This window comes from Acidovorax sp. GW835-FHT14B10 (assembly GCF_058793725.1).
The window spans coordinates 262,580-277,208 of the sequence record NZ_JBXAGC010000003.1 but is presented as its reverse complement, the minus strand read 5'-3'; the positions used below and the strand labels follow the sequence as shown (position 1 = coordinate 277,208).

Sequence of the window (14,629 nt, the reverse complement as noted above, 5' to 3'; positions counted from 1 at the left end):
CGTAGCCCGGCTACACCCCAACAGGTGGGGTCAATATTGGATGAAAAACCGGGGTCAGGATTACGCGGAAATCAACACCCCAAGGGCATCGTGTTTGAGAAATGGATGCTCTACCGCGAACAGCAGGGCAAATGCGCTTATTCACTGGAGGGGCTGGACATTGACCGCGTGCTCAATGATGCCAACTACGCCCAGATCGACCACGCCCTACCCTACTCGCGCAGCTATGACGACAGCAAGAACAACAAGGTGCTGGTGCTGACGCGCGAGAACCAGAACAAGGGTAACCGTACTGCCTATGAGTACTTGACCAGCTTCTCCGGGGGCGAAGACGGCGACCGATGGCGCAACTACGCCGCGTGGGTCAACAGCAACAAGAGCTACCGCATGGCCAAGCGCAATCGCTTGCTGCGCAAGAACTATGGTGCTGACGAAGCCAGCGGCTTCAAAGATCGCAACCTCAACGACACGCGCTATATCTGCAAGTTCTTCAAGAACTATGTGGAGGAACACCTGCAGCTGGCTCCACGCGCGGATGGCAATGCCAACAAGCGCTGCGTGGTGGTCAATGGGCAACTCACTGCCTTCTTGCGCGCACGCTGGGGCTTGAGCAAAGTGCGCAGCGAGAGCGACCGCCACCACGCACTAGATGCCGCTGTGGTGGCAGCCTGCAGTCACGGCATGGTGAAAGCACTGGCCGACTATGCGCGCAACAAGGAAGTGGCCTATCTAAAAGAGGGTTTCCCCGACCCGGAAACCGGCGAGATCATCAACCCCGAAGCCCATGCGCGCGGAGTACAACACTTTCCGGAACCCTGGGCACACTTCAGGCACGAACTGCAGGCGCGTTTGTATACAGACGATCTGCAAGCATTGCGTGAAGACTTACAAAGGCTGGGTACTTATTCGGAGCAGGACTTGCTTGGTGTACGCACGCTGTTTGTATCGCGCGCACCCCAGCGACGCAATGATGGCGCGGTGCACAAAGAAACGATTTATGCCCAACCCGAAGCCTTGCGCAAACAAGGTGGGGTGACGCAAAAAGTGCCCCTCACCAGCCTGAACCTCAAAGACCTGGACAATCTGGCAGACCCGCACCGCAACGCCAAGCTGTATGCAGCCATTCGCGCACGGCTAGAAGCCAACGGAGGCAAAGCCGACAAAGCCTTTGGCCCGGACCAACCGTTCTACAAGCCCGATAAGGACGGAAACCCCACTGGCCCCATTGTGCGTACCGTCAAGCTCGTCATCGACAAGCTCAGTGGCATTCCCATTCGCGGTGGCATCGCCAAGAACGACACCATGCTGCGGGTGGACGTGTTCTCCAAGGCGGGCAAATTTCACTTGGTGCCGGTGTATGTGCACCACCGGGTGACAGGGCTGCCTGATCGCGCGATTGTGGCGTTCAAGGATGAAGAGGAGTGGACTCTGGTTGATGGGAGTTTTGAATTTCTCTTTTCTGCGTACAGCAACGACCTGTTGGAGATAAGCCTCAAAAAGGACCGGCATGTTGGCTACTACGCTGGATGTGATCGATCGACTGGCGCACTAAATCTATGGACACATGATCGAGCGATTCATGTCGGTAAAGACGGACTTATACGCGGCATCGGGGCAAAAACTGCGCAATCTATAAAAAAGCTAAACGTCGATGTTCTGGGCATCACCCACCCCGCACGTCCGGAGCAACGCCATGGTCTGGCGTAGCGTCATCGTCAGCAAGCCCGCCAAACTCAAGCGCGAGCACTTCGCGCTGGTGGTGGAGCAAGAGCAATCGGCCCGCGTTCCGTTTGAAGACATCGCTGTGATCGTGCTCAACCACCGCGAAATCACACTCACGCATCCTGTGCTCTCGGCCTGCGCGGAATATGGCATTGGCATGTACAGCACGGGCGACAATCACCAGCCCAACGGCGTGTTCTTACCTTTTTTGCCGCACAGCCGCGCTGCCCGCATGCAGCGCCTGCAGCTGAGCATTGACAAGCCCACCGCCAAGCGCGCCTGGACCACCATCGTGCAAAACAAGATCGACAACCAGGCCCGGTGCATGCAACTGCTGGCTATCACCGGAGCAGACCGCTTGGCCTCTTATGCGCGCAGGGTGCGCTCTGGCGACACTGGCAACATGGAGGCGCAGGCCAGCGCCTACTACTTTCCACAGCTGTTTGGGCGCAGCTTTCATCGCAATCAGGAAGGCTGGGTCAATGCCGCCTTGGACTATGGCTATGCCGTCATGCGTGGTGCCTGCGCCCGTGCGCTGGTGGCGCATGGCTTGCTGCCCAGCGTGGGGCTGTTTCACAGCAGCGAGCAAAACGCCTTCAATCTGGCCGACGACCTGATCGAACCCTATCGCGCCATCGTCGACCTGCATGTGGCGCAAACCTGCCCCGCAGAGACAGACGGCGAACTGCGCCCCACCGACAAAGTGGCCCTGGTGGGCCTGCTGAACGTGGACGTCGTCATGCCGCGCGGCCAGATGAGCGTGCTGTCATCCATAGAGCAGGCGGCAGAGTCGCTGGCCAGGCTACTGGACGGCGGTGGCGAACAGGTGCTGGAGCTTCCCAGGTTGATGGGCCTGGACCAGCACCGCTTTGAGATGTAGCTGCAGCAGCACCCCACCCTCACTACCATGGGCCAGGCCACGAGACGATTCATGCGAATGATGGTGTTCTTCGACTTACCGGTGGTCACCAAAGCCGAACGCCGGGCCTACACCGTGTTCCGCCGCTTTTTGCTGAACGACGGCTACGACATGATCCAGTACTCGGTGTACGGCCGCATCCTCAACGGCAGCGACGCCGAAGAAAAACACATGAAGCGCCTGCTGGCGAACCTCCCCCCCGAAGGCTCTGTGCGGGTCTTGACAGTGACCGAAAAACAGTTTGCAAGCATGAAGATGCTCGTGGGACTGCCTTTGTTTCAGGAAAAAAAGATCAATGCAACCCAGATTGCGCTGTTTTGAATGGCAGTTTTCCGAAACGAAAACCCGCTCCAAGCAAAGCTTGGTGCGGGTTTCGAGAGGGCCAAGTGTAGCTATCCGGGGTGAGAGAGGGAGCTACAACCGCGGGCGCGCTGGTCCGTCATATCCTGTCAGTGTAGCTATCCGGGGTGAGAGAGGGAGCTACAACTGATTAGAAAGCAAGCTATTTTACCTGTTTAGTGTAGCTATCCGGGGTGAGAGAGGGAGCTACAACAATGTGACGAACAAGACCCATGAGGATCTCAGTGTAGCTATCCGGGGTGAGAGAGGGAGCTACAACGCGGAATGGCGACTGGCAGCCGAGGCGTTGAGTGTAGCTATCCGGGGTGAGAGAGGGAGCTACAACCTCCGCAAAGATCTTCTCGACGCGGCGCTGAGTGTAGCTATCCGGGGTGAGAGAGGGAGCTACAACGCTCTGGCTGATGTATTCGGTTTCGCTAAGAGTGTAGCTATCCGGGGTGAGAGAGGGAGCTACAACCTTGGGCGTGGTGGCATAGTTTTCGCAACAAGTGTAGCTATCCGGGGTGAGAGAGGGAGCTACAACCCTCTCCACCGCCGGCGTTCGTCCGGCCGCAGTGTAGCTATCCGGGGTGAGAGAGGGAGCTACAACGGGTGCTGTGATGACGAAATCAAACAACATAGTGTAGCTATCCGGGGTGAGAGAGGGAGCTACAACTAATTCCAGTGCCATGGATGCCGCATCGTCAGTGTAGCTATCCGGGGTGAGAGAGGGAGCTACAACCGTTCATGCGGTCACCGTGGCGAGTGGGGTAGTGTAGCTATCCGGGGTGAGAGAGGGAGCTACAACCATCGCACGCATCGCGGCGCACCAGATCGTAGTGTAGCTATCCGGGGTGAGAGAGGGAGCTACAACGACATGACCGGTGTCGTGCTCGACTATGCAAGTGTAGCTATCCGGGGTGAGAGAGGGAGCTACAACTGCTCTAGAGCGATTAAAACCGTTCTATAAAGTGTAGCTATCCGGGGTGAGAGAGGGAGCTACAACGTTGATGCGGGCCGATGGCCCAGCGGGGTAAGTGTAGCTATCCGGGGTGAGAGAGGGAGCTACAACCCCCTGACTGCAAGCACTTCAGCAAAGCCAAGTGTAGCTATCCGGGGTGAGAGAGGGAGCTACAACTATGGTGTGCAGTGGCTCGCGCAGGGCCGGAGTGTAGCTATCCGGGGTGAGAGAGGGAGCTACAACAGGTCAGTACGGCGAAGCAATGCTGAGCCAAGTGTAGCTATCCGGGGTGAGAGAGGGAGCTATGACATGAGATTGGTGGGTAAACCCACCAATCTCATGTCAGCGCTTCGCGCGGTTTATCAATTGAATGTGGTCTCCATATCGCCCCCCAGCCTCTGCACCGGAAGCCATACTGATGCAATGGAAAAAACATTTTTTCTCTTCATCGCCACCGCCCTGGCCGAAATCGTGGGCTGCTACCTGCCCTGGCTGTGGCTGCGGCAAGGCAAGTCCGCGTGGCTGCTGCTGCCCGCGGCGCTGAGCCTGGGCCTGTTCGCCTGGCTGCTCACGCTGCATGCCACGGCCGCGGGCCGCGTGTATGCGGCCTATGGCGGTGTCTATATCGGTGTGGCGCTGGCCTGGCTGTGGGCGGTGGATGGCGTGCGCCCCACGGCCTGGGATGTGGCGGGCGTGCTGGTGGCGCTGGCGGGCATGGGCATCATCATGTTCCAGCCGGAGCGCTGACGGCCACTGCGGAGCACCGGGCCGCGACAATGGCCCGCCGTGCGAACCCGTGCGCACAAGAATTTGCCCTCCCCTGTCCACCCCTGCTGTTGCTTGGAGCCCCCGCATGACCCGTCCTTTCTCTTCCCCCCGCATGCTGAAGGCGGTGCTGCTCAGCACCGCTCTGGCCCTGTCCGGCCTGACGCAGGCCCAGGTGGTCTTCAAGATCACCGCCATCCCCGACGAATCACCCACCGAGCTGGCGCGCAAGGCCGCGCCGCTGGTGAAGTACCTGGAACAGAAGCTGGGCACCAAGGTGGAGTTCACCCCGGTGTCCGATTACGCCGCCGCCGTGGAAGCGCTGGCCAACAAGCAGGTGGACATGGCCTGGTATGGCGGCTTTACCTTTGTGCAGGCCCGCATCCGCTCGGGCGGCAAGGTGGTGCCGCTGGTGCAGCGCGAGGAGGACGAAAAATTCCGCTCGGTGTTCATCAGCGGCGACCCGGCCATCAAGACCCTGGCGGACCTCCAGGGCAAGACCGTGGGCTTTGGCTCGCAGTCCAGCACCTCGGGCCACCTGATGCCGCGCAGCGTTCTGCTGCAGGCCAAGATCGACCCCGACAAGGACTTCCGGCGCGTGGCCTACTCAGGCGCACACGATGCCACCATCGCCGCCGTGGCCTCGGGCAAGGTGGATGCGGGTGCGCTCAACATCTCGGTGTGGGAAAAGTTCGTGGCCGACAAGAAGGTGGACACGGCCAAGGTGAAGGTGATCTTCACCACCCCCGCCTACTTTGACTACAACTGGACCGTGCACAGCGACATGCCGGTGGCCCAGCGCGAAAAGCTCACCAAGGCCTTCCTGGACCTGAACCGCAGCACCCCCGAGGGCAAGGAAGTCCTGGACCTGCAGCGCGCCACGCGCTTCATTCCGACCCAGGCCAGCAACTACCAGGGCATCGAAACCGCAGCGCGCAGCGCGGGGCTGATCAAGTGACCGTGCATGAAATCCTGTTTTGATAGCTGCTCGCGCCTTGCTCTCAGGCGCTGCGGCATGATTTGTTCATGAAATTGCGGCTGACGAACGCCACCGTGCGCCACCCGGCCGCGCGTGCCGGCGCGCCCGCGGCGCTGCGCGGATTGGACCTCGCGGTGGCGCAGGGCGAGCAGGTGGCCGTGATCGGGCCCTCGGGCACGGGCAAGACCACGCTGCTGCACCTGCTGGCCTGCGCGCAGCGGCCCGCCGCTGGCCGCCTGCAGCTGGACGACACCGACCCCTGGGCGCTGCCCCTTGGCGCCCTGCAGCGCTTGCGCGGCCGCCTGTTTCTGGCGCCGCAGGTGCCGCCGCTGCCGCCCCGCCAGCGTGTCGTCACCGCCGTGCTGGCCGGGCGCCTGCCGCACGAAAGCCTGTGGGCCAGCGTGCGCAGCCTGGTACACCCCACCAGCATCGCGCTGGCCGAGCACGCGCTGGCCCGCTTCGACGTGGCCGACAAGCTGTTCGACCGGGTGGACCGGCTCTCGGGCGGCGAGCGCCAGCGCGTGGCCCTGGCCCGGGCACTGGCCTCGCAGGCCAGCCTGTTGCTGGTGGACGAGCCGCTGTCCGCCCTCGACCCGGCGCGCGCGCAGCAGGCCCTGGCCTCGCTCACGCAGGCCGCCCGCGAGCGCGGGGCCACGCTCATTGCCACGCTGCACCATGTGGACATGGCCCTGCGCCATTTCCCGCGCGTGATCGGGTTGCGGGGCGGCGCGCTGGCCTTTGACCTGCCGTCGGCGCAGGTGACGCCGGCGCTTTTGCACCAGCTGTATGCGCAGCACCTCGAAGAGCTGGCGCCAACGGCACCACCCGCCCCCGATGCGCCCGTGGCGGCAGCCCCCGTGCCCATGCAATGCCGCTGATGCCGCCCCACCTGTCCACCCGCCCCAGCCCTGCCGGCGCGCACCTTCTGCCATCGGCGCGGCGCGATCCGGCCTGGCGCGGCCGCGTGGCCGGCGCCGTGGTGGCGCTGGTGTTGCTGTGGCCCATGCTGGTGCTCACCGAGTTCAAGCCCTGGCAGCTGCTGGCACCCGACGCGCTGAAACCCACGCTGCGCTTTGCGGCCGATTTCATCCCGCCCCGGTGGGACGCGGATTTTCTGGCCCTGGTGGCGCGCGAAACCTGGCGCACCGTGGCCATTGCCACCGCGGGCCTGACGCTGGCGCTGGTGGCGGCCGTGCCGCTGGCGCTGCTGTCGGTGCGGGTGCTGTCGGTCTCGGCGCTCACCGGGCCCATGGCGCCGCTGCCGGCGCTGGTGCGGCTGCTGGTGCGCTGGCTGCTGGTGGTGCTGCGCAGCGTGCCCGAGCTGATCTGGGCGCTGGTGTTCGTGCGCGTGGTGGGCCTGGGCCCCACGGCCGGCGTGCTGGCGATTGCCCTCACCTTTGCCGGCATGCTGGGCAAGGTGTACGCCGAAATCCTGGACAGCGCCGAGCCCCATGCCGCCGCCAGCCTGCTGCGCAATGGCAGCGGCCGGCTGCAGGCCTTTCTGTACGCGCTGCTGCCACAGAACGCCGCCGAGCTCACCAGCTACACGGTGTACCGCTGGGAATGCGCGATCCGCTCCTCGGCCGTGCTGGGCTTCGTCGGCGCGGGCGGGCTGGGCCAGCAGATGGACGCCTCGATGAAGATGTTCGCGGGCGCCGAGGTGGCCACCATGCTGCTGGTGTTCATGGCCCTGGTCTGGCTGGCGGACCGCACCAGCGCCTGGTTGCGGCAAAGGCTGGCATGAACGCGCCATCTTCTTCCACGCCCCGGCCCCGCCGCACCAACCGCTGCCTGGCCTGCTGGTGCGTGGCTGCGGGCGCGCTGGCCCTGGTGGGCCTGAGCTTCTGGTCGCTCGATCTGCAGTGGGCGCAGTTTGTGTCCACCCCGGCGCTGGCCCGGATGGGCCGGTTTCTGGCCGAGCTGCTGCGGCCCGAAACCAGCCCGCAGTTCCTGCACAAGCTGCTGGGGGCCACGCTGGAGACGCTGGCCATGTCGGCGCTGGGCACCTTGCTGGCGGTGCTGCTGGGCCTGGCGCTGGCCCTGCCCGCCAGCAAGGCCTTTGACGGCGACCCGGCACGCTGGCGCGGCGCCACGCGGCTGGTGCTCAACGCCCTGCGCAGCATTCCCGAACTGGTGTGGGCCACGCTGCTGCTGATCGCCGCCGGGCTGGGGCCGTTTGCCGGCACGCTGGCGCTGGCGCTGCACACCGCGGGTGTGCTGGGCCGCCTGTTTGCCGAGGCCATCGAGAACACCCCGCCCGGCCCCGGCTTCGCCCTGCGCGTGCGCGGCGTGGCCGGCAGCCGCGTGTTTCTGTATGCCACCCTGCCCCAGGTGCTGCCGCAGCTGCTGAGCTACACGCTGTACCGCTGGGAGAACAACATCCGCGCCGCCGCCGTGCTGGGCGTGGTGGGGGCCGGCGGGCTGGGGCAGATGCTGGCCTTCCATATGGGGCTGTTCCAGATGGGCGAGACCAGCAGCGTGCTGGTGGCCATGCTGCTGCTGGTGGCGCTGGTGGATGCGCTGAGCTTTGCCAGTCGGCGCTGGCTGGCGGCCTGAGCCCGGTGCGGTGGGGAGCCAGACACACCAGGCACTATGAATTCAATATGCAGGGAGAGCGCCCGGGACGGATGGATCCCTGCTGGGTGGATCAGGCGACCGCAGTGGCCAGCCGCCGCGACCGCGACGCCACGCCCGCACCCACCAGCGCGGCAGACACCACGCTCAGTGCCAGCGTGATGGCCGAGCCATAGAAGATACCCGAGATCATGCCCCGGTCCAGCAGGGCGCCAAACACCGGGGCGGCCAGGCAAAAACCCAGGTCCAGCCCCGAATACACCGTGCCATACACGCGGCCCGTGGCGCCCGGCGGGGCGGCGCGCTTGATGAGCATATCGCGCGACGGGCTCGCCAACCCGGTGCCTACGCCAGCCAGCGCGGCCACCACCACCGCCGCCATGCCGGGCAGCCAGCCCGTGCCCACCAGCACCAGCAAGGCGGCCGAGGCCAGCAGGCAGACCGAGATCACCTTCTCCAGCCGCGCCACGCGGCCCACCAGAAAGCCGCCCACCACCATGCCCGCCGCGCCGCACAGCATGTAGCCGGTGACGACCAGGGCCGTCACGCTGAGCGGCAGGCCGTACATGCTTTGCAGCGCGGGGCTGGCAAAGCTCTGGATGGCGCTCAGGGCGCAGGTGCTCCAGAAAAAGAACGAAAAACACAGCCACACCGAGGGCAGCTTGAGGAAGGCCATGGGGTGCTCGTCCACCGCGGCACCGGCGCCGCCCTTGGCCTCGTGCGCCCAGGCGCCCTGGCGGTCGTCGAGCGCAGCGCGGTTCCAGACCATGACGGCCAGCACCAGCAGGGCCAGCAGTGCGCCGCACAGGCAGGCCGCGCGCCACGAGCCCGTGGCCGTGGCGATGCCCGCCATGAACACCGGTGCCGTGGCCCAGCCCAGGTTGCCGCTGATGCCGTGCACCGAAAAGCCATGGCCAAGGCGCTGCGGCGACACGCGCTTGTTGAGGATGGTGAAGTCCACCGGATGGAACGGCGCATTGCCCAGGCCCGCCAGCGCCGCCGCCAGCAACAGGCCCGTGTAGCCCTGCGCCGTACCCGCCACCAGGCCGGCGGCGGCAAAGCTGGTCAGCGCAAAGAACAGCACCGGCCGCGCGCCCACGCGGTCCACCAGAAAGCCCGACAGCGCCTGGCCCACGCCCGACACCACGAAGAACACCGACACCAGCAGGCCCAGCTCGGAATAGCTGAAGCCGAACTCGCCAATCAGCCACGGAAACAGCGGCGGCAGCAGCATGTGAAAGAAGTGCGAACTGCCGTGCGCCAGGCCGATGAGGCCGATGGTGCGGGCGTCCTGCCGCAGTGGGACGGCGCTCGCGGCGCCAGGGGAAATGGGGTTCATGGCCCTGATCTTAGGCAAGACCCGTGCGGCAGGTTTACGATAGCGTGCCAATTTCTATCGCCAACATGCCAAAATCAGCCACACCCGCCGACACCGCCCCGCCACCGCGCCCGCAGCGCGCGCTGTCGTATGTGAAGTTGCTCACGCCGCACCTGTTCGTACCCACGGCCGAGCGCCCGGTGCGCGCCAAGGTGCGCCTGCTGGCGGCCGACACGCAGGTGATGCCGCACAGCCACCCCTGGGCGCAGGTGGCGATCTCGACCACGGGCGTGATCCGGCTCACGGTGGACCGGGGCACCTACATCGCGCCGCCCTCGCGCGCGCTGTGGATTCCACCCGGCGTGGAACATGCCGTGACCATGGTGGAGGACGCCGACCTGCGCACGCTGTATTTCTACCAGCCGCGCGGGCGCTGCGGCCCCGGTGTGCCGCGCCACGAAGAGGCCGCCTGGCGCCAGTGCCGCGTGCTGGAGGTGTCCGACCTGCTGCGCGCGCTGGTGCGCGAGCTGCCGTCCACGCCCGACGACGGCCCCACCCTCACCCCCGACGAACGCACCCGCGAGCGCCACCTGAACGCCCTGGTGCTGGGCGAGCTGCGCCGCGCCGCCGCCGTGAAACTGGGCGTGGACCTGCCCCACGACAAGCGCCTGCGCCACCTGTGCGAGGCGGTGCTGGCCGACCCCACGCGCCATGAAACCCTGAGCGCCTGGGCCCAGGACACCGGCGCCAGCCCGCGCACGGTGGCGCGGCTGTTCCGCACCGAACTCGCCAGCACCTTCACGCAGTGGCGCCAGCAGGTGATATTGGCCAAGGCCGTGTCGCTGGCCGCCGGCCGCATGCCCATGGGCCAGATCGCCGCCGAGCTGGGCTACAGCCCGAGCGCCTTCAGCGCCATGGTGCGCAAATCGGTGGGCCAGCCGCCGGGGCGGTTTCTGGGGGCAGCGCGGTGAGCGGCGCCGCGGCCCATCGTTTGCCCGGAAATTTGAAATGTTTTACTCGGCACTGCTTGTAAACAAATGGCCATCAGCTATTCAATGCATAGCGATTGATTGGCCCATCCCTGCGGACTGCACCGCGCGCGGCGCCCCGGATACCGTGAACCCCTGCTTTCAACCACCGCTCCTGCCCCCATGACCACCGACATCCACACCTACGAACCCCGCCTGGGCCACGGCCTGCCGCACGACCCGTTCAATGCCATCGTGGGGCCGCGACCCATCGGCTGGATCTCCACGCAAAATGCCGCAGGGGCGCGCAACCTGGCCCCCTACAGCTTCTTCAACGCCTTCAACTACGTGCCGCCCATCGTGGGCTTTGCCAGCATTGGCGCCAAGGACACGCTGCGCAACATCGAGGCCACGGGTGAGTTCGTGTGGAACCTGGCCACACGCGCACTGGCCGAGGCCATGAACCAGAGCTGCGCCGCCGTGCCGCCCGAGGTGAATGAGTTCGAACTGGCCGGGCTCACGCCCTTGCCCTCCGAGAAAGTGCGCCCGCCCCGCGTGGCCGAAAGCCCCGTCACCTTTGAATGCCGCAGCACGCAGATCCTGCAGCTGCAGGGCATCGACGGCGCCAAGGTGCCCACCTGGCTGGTGCTGGGCGAGGTGGTGGCCGTGCACATCGCCAAGGCGCTGCTGAAAGACGGTGTGTACGACACGGCGGGCGCCGGCCACATCCTGCGCGCCGGCGGCCCCGCCGACTATTTCACGGTGGGGCCGGAGCAGCTGTTCAAGATGCGCCGGCCGCGCTGAGCGGCTGCCATGCGGTTTTCCATGCCAACGGATAACCCGGCGGAGAGCCGAAGGCAGTGCTGCAGCACGGCGAGGCACCCCAACGACGTCATACATTGGAAGGTGAAACCGTATCAGGCCCCTACCGGTGCCCAGGCCGCCAGTGCGGAAGCGGCCAGGGCCAGCGCAATGCCCTGACCGATCGGAGCCAGGGAATGAGATGGGTGGTCAGGCGTTGCCGCGCAGCCGCTCGATAAGCCCGTTCAGGGCCTCCAGCGAACCGAACTGGATGGACAGCTCGCCCATGTCTTCCATGCGGCCATTGCGTTTCACGCGCTTTTTCACGCGCACCTCGACCTCGGCCATGAGCAGGTCGGAGAGTTCTTCTTCCACCCGCTTGAGGTCGCGCGATTTTTCCTTCTGGGGGCGGGTGGCGACGAGGTTGAACTCGGCACCGATCTTCTTGACCAGGGCCTCGGCCTCGCGCACCGAGAGCTTCCTGGCCGCGATCTGGTTGCCCGCCGTGATCTGCGCGGCACGGTCCAGCGCCAGCAGCGCGCGCGCATGGCCCATGTCGATGTCGCCGGCCATCAGCATGGTCTGCACCGGCTCGGCCAGGTTCAAGAGGCGCAGCAGGTTGCTGGCGGCGCTGCGCGAGCGGCCCACGGCCTGCGCGGCCTGCTCGTGCGTGAGGCCGAACTCGCGCACCAGGCGCTGCAGGCCCTGGGCTTCTTCCAGCGGGTTGAGGTCTTCGCGCTGGATGTTCTCGATGAGCGCCATGGCGGCGGCCGCCTCGTCGGGCACATCGCGCACCAGCACCGGCACTTCGTTGAGCCCCGCCAGCCGCGACGCCCGGAAACGCCGCTCGCCCGCGATGATTTCGTACAACGCCCCCTCTTGGCTGAGGGCGCCCATCGCAGGGGAGGGCCCCTGCGACGCGCGTTCCTGGCGGCGCAGCCGAGCTTGTTCGTCGCTCAGGCGACGAACGAGAATCGGCTGCATGATTCCCTGGGCCTTGATGCTCTCGGCCAGCTCGTACAGCGCGCCCTCGTCCATGCGCGTGCGCGGCTGGTAGACGCCGGGCACCAGCTCCGAGAGCGACAGGCGGCTGGGCAGCCCGGCCTCGGTGGCCTGGGCCTGCTCCACTTTCTCTTCGACCTTGGGGCCCAGCAGGGCTTCGAGTCCACGGCCGAGGCCCTTGGGTTTCTTGGTGACCATGTTCGTCAATCTTTCAAAAGGGTGTGCAGCAGTGCGTGGCCCTCGGGCCAGTCTGCAAGGCCGGATTCGGCGTTGAGGTGGCCGCGTTCGCCACCGTCGATGAAGCGTGCGCCCCAGGCCTGGGCCAGACCTTCGGCGCGCTCCAGGCTGCAATACGGGTCGTCGCGGCTGCCCACCAGCACGGCCGGAAACGGCAGCGGTTGGCGCGCAATGGGCGCCCAGCCGTGGATCTGCGCCGCCAGGTCCGGCCGCTCCACATCGCCCGGGGCCACCAGCAGCGCGCCCAGCACACGGTGGGCAGTGGGTGAATGCGCCGCCCACCAGGCGGTCAGAATGCAGCCCAGGCTATGCGCCACCAGCACCACGGGGCCTGCAGCATCGACCACGGTCTCTTCGAGCCGTGCCGACCAGTCGCCGCGCAGCGGGCGCATCCAGTCGTGCTGCTCCACGCGGTGGTAGCCGTGGCGGGCCTCCCACAGGCTTTGCCAGTGGCCGGGGCCGGAGTTCTGCCAGCCGGGCAGCAGCAAGATGTTGGACGGCTTCATTACTATCAATTCAATAGCTTCTATCGCTTATTCATCAAGCGTCAGAGCCTGTTTTAACTTTGGGATTCGCTGCGGCAGACATGCGCTGCACGCGTTCGACCATCTCCTGCGCAAACTCCACAAAGGCCTGGCTGCCCTTGGCGGACGGGTCGAACACCACACCGGGCAGCCCGTAGCTGGGCGCCTCGGCCAAGCGTACGTTGCGCGGGATCACGCTGTTGAACACCTTGTCGCCAAAGTGGCCCTTGAGCTGGTCGCTCACCTGTTGCTGCAGCGTGATGCGCGGGTCGAACATCACGCGCAGCAGGCCGATGATCTGCAGATCGGCATTCAGGTTGGCGTGCACCTGCTTGATGGTGTTGACCAGATCGGTCAGCCCTTCGAGCGCGAAGTATTCGCACTGCATGGGCACGATCACGCCATGGGCGCTGCACAGGCCGTTGAGGGTGAGCATGGACAGGGATGGCGGGCAATCGATGAGCACGAAATCAAAATCCGCATCGGCTTCGGCCAGCGCAGCCTTGAGGCGCTTTTCGCGGTGCTCCAGCGTGACCAGCTCCACCTCGGCCCCGGCCAGCTCGCGGTTGGCACCCAACACCCAGTAGCCGCACTTGTCGGACAGCACGGCCGCTTCCTTGACCGAGGCGGATTCGAGCAGCACGTCGTACACCGTGAGGTCGAGGCTGCGCTTGTCCACGCCCGAACCCATGGTGGCGTTGCCCTGCGGGTCCAGATCCACCATCAGCACGCGCTGGCCGATCTTGGCCAGGCCGGCGGCGAGATTGACGGTGGTGGTGGTCTTGCCAACGCCACCTTTCTGATTGGCAACGCAGAAAATTTTGGCCATGTGGATGCAGCAGTCCGTGTGAATTTATTTGGAGATGGCCAGCTTGATGCCAAAGCCGATCAGAAAGACGCCGGCGACTTTTTCCAGCACGCGGGCGATGGCAGGGTTGGCGCGCATGCGTTCTGCCAGGTGGTGCGTGAGCAACACGGCAACCAGCCCGTAGACCAAGGTCAACACCGCCACCGTGGCAGCCATCACGCCAAAGGTCAGCAGCCCCCGGTGCCGGGCCGGGTCCACAAACAGCGGAAAGAACGCCATGTAGAACACGATGGCCTTGGGGTTGAGCAAGGTGATCAGCCCGGCCTGCCTGAAATAGTGGCGTGGCTGGATATGGAGGATGGGCTGGGCGCCGGGCTTGGCCGTGAGCATCTTGAAACCCAGCCAGGCCAGGTAGGCCGCGCCCAGCCATTGCACCGCGTTGAAGGCCGTGGGGTAGGTGGCCAGCAAGGCCGCCACACCGGCCACTGCGGCCCACATCAGTACCTGGTCGCCCGCGATCACCCCCAGGGTGGCCGCCAGGCCACCGCGCACGCCCCCCTTGCTGGTGGAGGTGATGAGCGCCAGATTGCCGGGGCCTGGAATGGCCAGGAACAACACAATGGCGGCGACAAAAGCGCCGTAGTCTGCAATGCCAAACATGTGGTGTTTTCTCCCGATGTGCTGGATGGGTGCGCAGAATGGATGCACCCGA

At 65.4% G+C, this 14,629-nt stretch carries 15 protein-coding genes and 1 CRISPR repeat array; of the genes, 10 read left to right on the top strand and 5 right to left on the bottom strand.

Annotated features, from left to right (window positions below):
- From cas9 to phnE, 8 genes are all read left to right on the top strand, one after another.
- The coding region (cas9, locus tag AC1Q5S_RS04660) for a type II CRISPR RNA-guided endonuclease Cas9 (RefSeq protein ID WP_492238402.1) at positions 1-1,707 on the top strand (1,707 nt) is incomplete at its 5' end.
- Positions 1,694-2,602 carry a type II CRISPR-associated endonuclease Cas1 gene (cas1, locus tag AC1Q5S_RS04655; RefSeq protein WP_303836557.1) on the top strand — a complete coding sequence of 303 codons (909 nt, stop codon included), beginning with the start codon at positions 1,694-1,696 and terminating at the stop codon, positions 2,600-2,602. The genes cas9 and cas1, both read left to right, overlap by 14 nt.
- A 27-nt stretch (positions 2,603-2,629) precedes the next feature.
- Positions 2,630-2,962 (top strand): CRISPR-associated endonuclease Cas2, encoded by a 333-nt coding sequence (gene cas2, locus AC1Q5S_RS04650; RefSeq protein ID WP_303836555.1) that lies wholly within the window; start codon positions 2,630-2,632, stop codon positions 2,960-2,962.
- A gap of 64 nt (positions 2,963-3,026) precedes the next feature.
- Positions 3,027-4,250: a CRISPR direct-repeat array (repeat unit 36 nt; unit sequence AGTGTAGCTATCCGGGGTGAGAGAGGGAGCTACAAC).
- A 114-nt stretch (positions 4,251-4,364) separates the two neighbouring features.
- Positions 4,365-4,688, top strand: a complete 324-nt coding sequence (locus AC1Q5S_RS04645) for a YnfA family protein (RefSeq protein ID WP_422205913.1) — start codon at positions 4,365-4,367, stop codon at positions 4,686-4,688.
- 133 nt (positions 4,689-4,821) lie between these two features.
- The gene (locus AC1Q5S_RS04640; RefSeq protein WP_422205932.1) at positions 4,822-5,664 is read left to right on the top strand and encodes a putative selenate ABC transporter substrate-binding protein; all 843 of its coding nucleotides are present in this window, start codon (positions 4,822-4,824) and stop codon (positions 5,662-5,664) included.
- Positions 5,665-5,732: 68 nt separating this feature from the next.
- Positions 5,733-6,563, top strand: a complete 831-nt coding sequence (locus AC1Q5S_RS04635) for a phosphonate ABC transporter ATP-binding protein (RefSeq protein ID WP_348682789.1) — start codon at positions 5,733-5,735, stop codon at positions 6,561-6,563.
- Positions 6,563-7,429 (top strand): PhnE/PtxC family ABC transporter permease, encoded by an 867-nt coding sequence (locus AC1Q5S_RS04630; protein WP_303836549.1) that lies wholly within the window; start codon positions 6,563-6,565, stop codon positions 7,427-7,429. Before AC1Q5S_RS04635 ends, AC1Q5S_RS04630 begins: the two co-directional genes overlap by 1 nt.
- Complete coding sequence (gene phnE, locus AC1Q5S_RS04625) at positions 7,426-8,241, top strand: phosphonate ABC transporter, permease protein PhnE (RefSeq protein WP_422205910.1); 816 nt, start codon at positions 7,426-7,428, stop codon at positions 8,239-8,241. The genes AC1Q5S_RS04630 and phnE overlap by 4 nt, the downstream gene beginning before the upstream one ends.
- A 91-nt stretch (positions 8,242-8,332) precedes the next feature.
- Here phnE and AC1Q5S_RS04620 read toward each other — a convergent pair whose 3' ends face one another.
- A complete protein-coding gene (locus AC1Q5S_RS04620) occupies positions 8,333-9,598 on the bottom strand; it encodes an MFS transporter (protein WP_422205908.1) in 1,266 nt (421 codons plus the stop codon).
- A 65-nt stretch (positions 9,599-9,663) separates the two neighbouring features.
- Here AC1Q5S_RS04620 and AC1Q5S_RS04615 point away from each other — a divergent pair, with 65 nt between their 5' ends.
- Positions 9,664-10,548, top strand: a complete 885-nt coding sequence (locus tag AC1Q5S_RS04615) for an AraC family transcriptional regulator (RefSeq protein ID WP_422205906.1) — start codon at positions 9,664-9,666, stop codon at positions 10,546-10,548.
- Positions 10,549-10,728: 180 nt separating this feature from the next.
- Entirely contained in the window at positions 10,729-11,349 is a 621-nt protein-coding gene (locus AC1Q5S_RS04610; protein WP_303836543.1) for a flavin reductase family protein, read from the top strand.
- 207 nt (positions 11,350-11,556) lie between these two features.
- On the opposite strand, the gene AC1Q5S_RS04605 is transcribed toward AC1Q5S_RS04610, so the two are convergent.
- The 4 genes from AC1Q5S_RS04605 to AC1Q5S_RS04590 are packed head-to-tail and all read right to left on the bottom strand — an operon-like array spanning position 11,557 to position 14,577.
- Complete coding sequence (locus AC1Q5S_RS04605; protein ID WP_303836542.1) at positions 11,557-12,546, bottom strand: ParB/RepB/Spo0J family partition protein; 990 nt, start codon at positions 12,544-12,546, stop codon at positions 11,557-11,559.
- A gap of 5 nt (positions 12,547-12,551) precedes the next feature.
- Positions 12,552-13,091, bottom strand: coding sequence for an RBBP9/YdeN family alpha/beta hydrolase (locus tag AC1Q5S_RS04600; RefSeq protein ID WP_303836541.1), 540 nt, complete (start codon positions 13,089-13,091; stop codon positions 12,552-12,554).
- A gap of 34 nt (positions 13,092-13,125) precedes the next feature.
- Complete coding sequence (locus AC1Q5S_RS04595) at positions 13,126-13,938, bottom strand: ParA family protein (RefSeq protein ID WP_303836539.1); 813 nt, start codon at positions 13,936-13,938, stop codon at positions 13,126-13,128.
- A gap of 24 nt (positions 13,939-13,962) precedes the next feature.
- Complete coding sequence (locus AC1Q5S_RS04590; protein ID WP_422205903.1) at positions 13,963-14,577, bottom strand: LysE family transporter; 615 nt, start codon at positions 14,575-14,577, stop codon at positions 13,963-13,965.
- Positions 14,578-14,629: the final 52 nt, after the last annotated feature.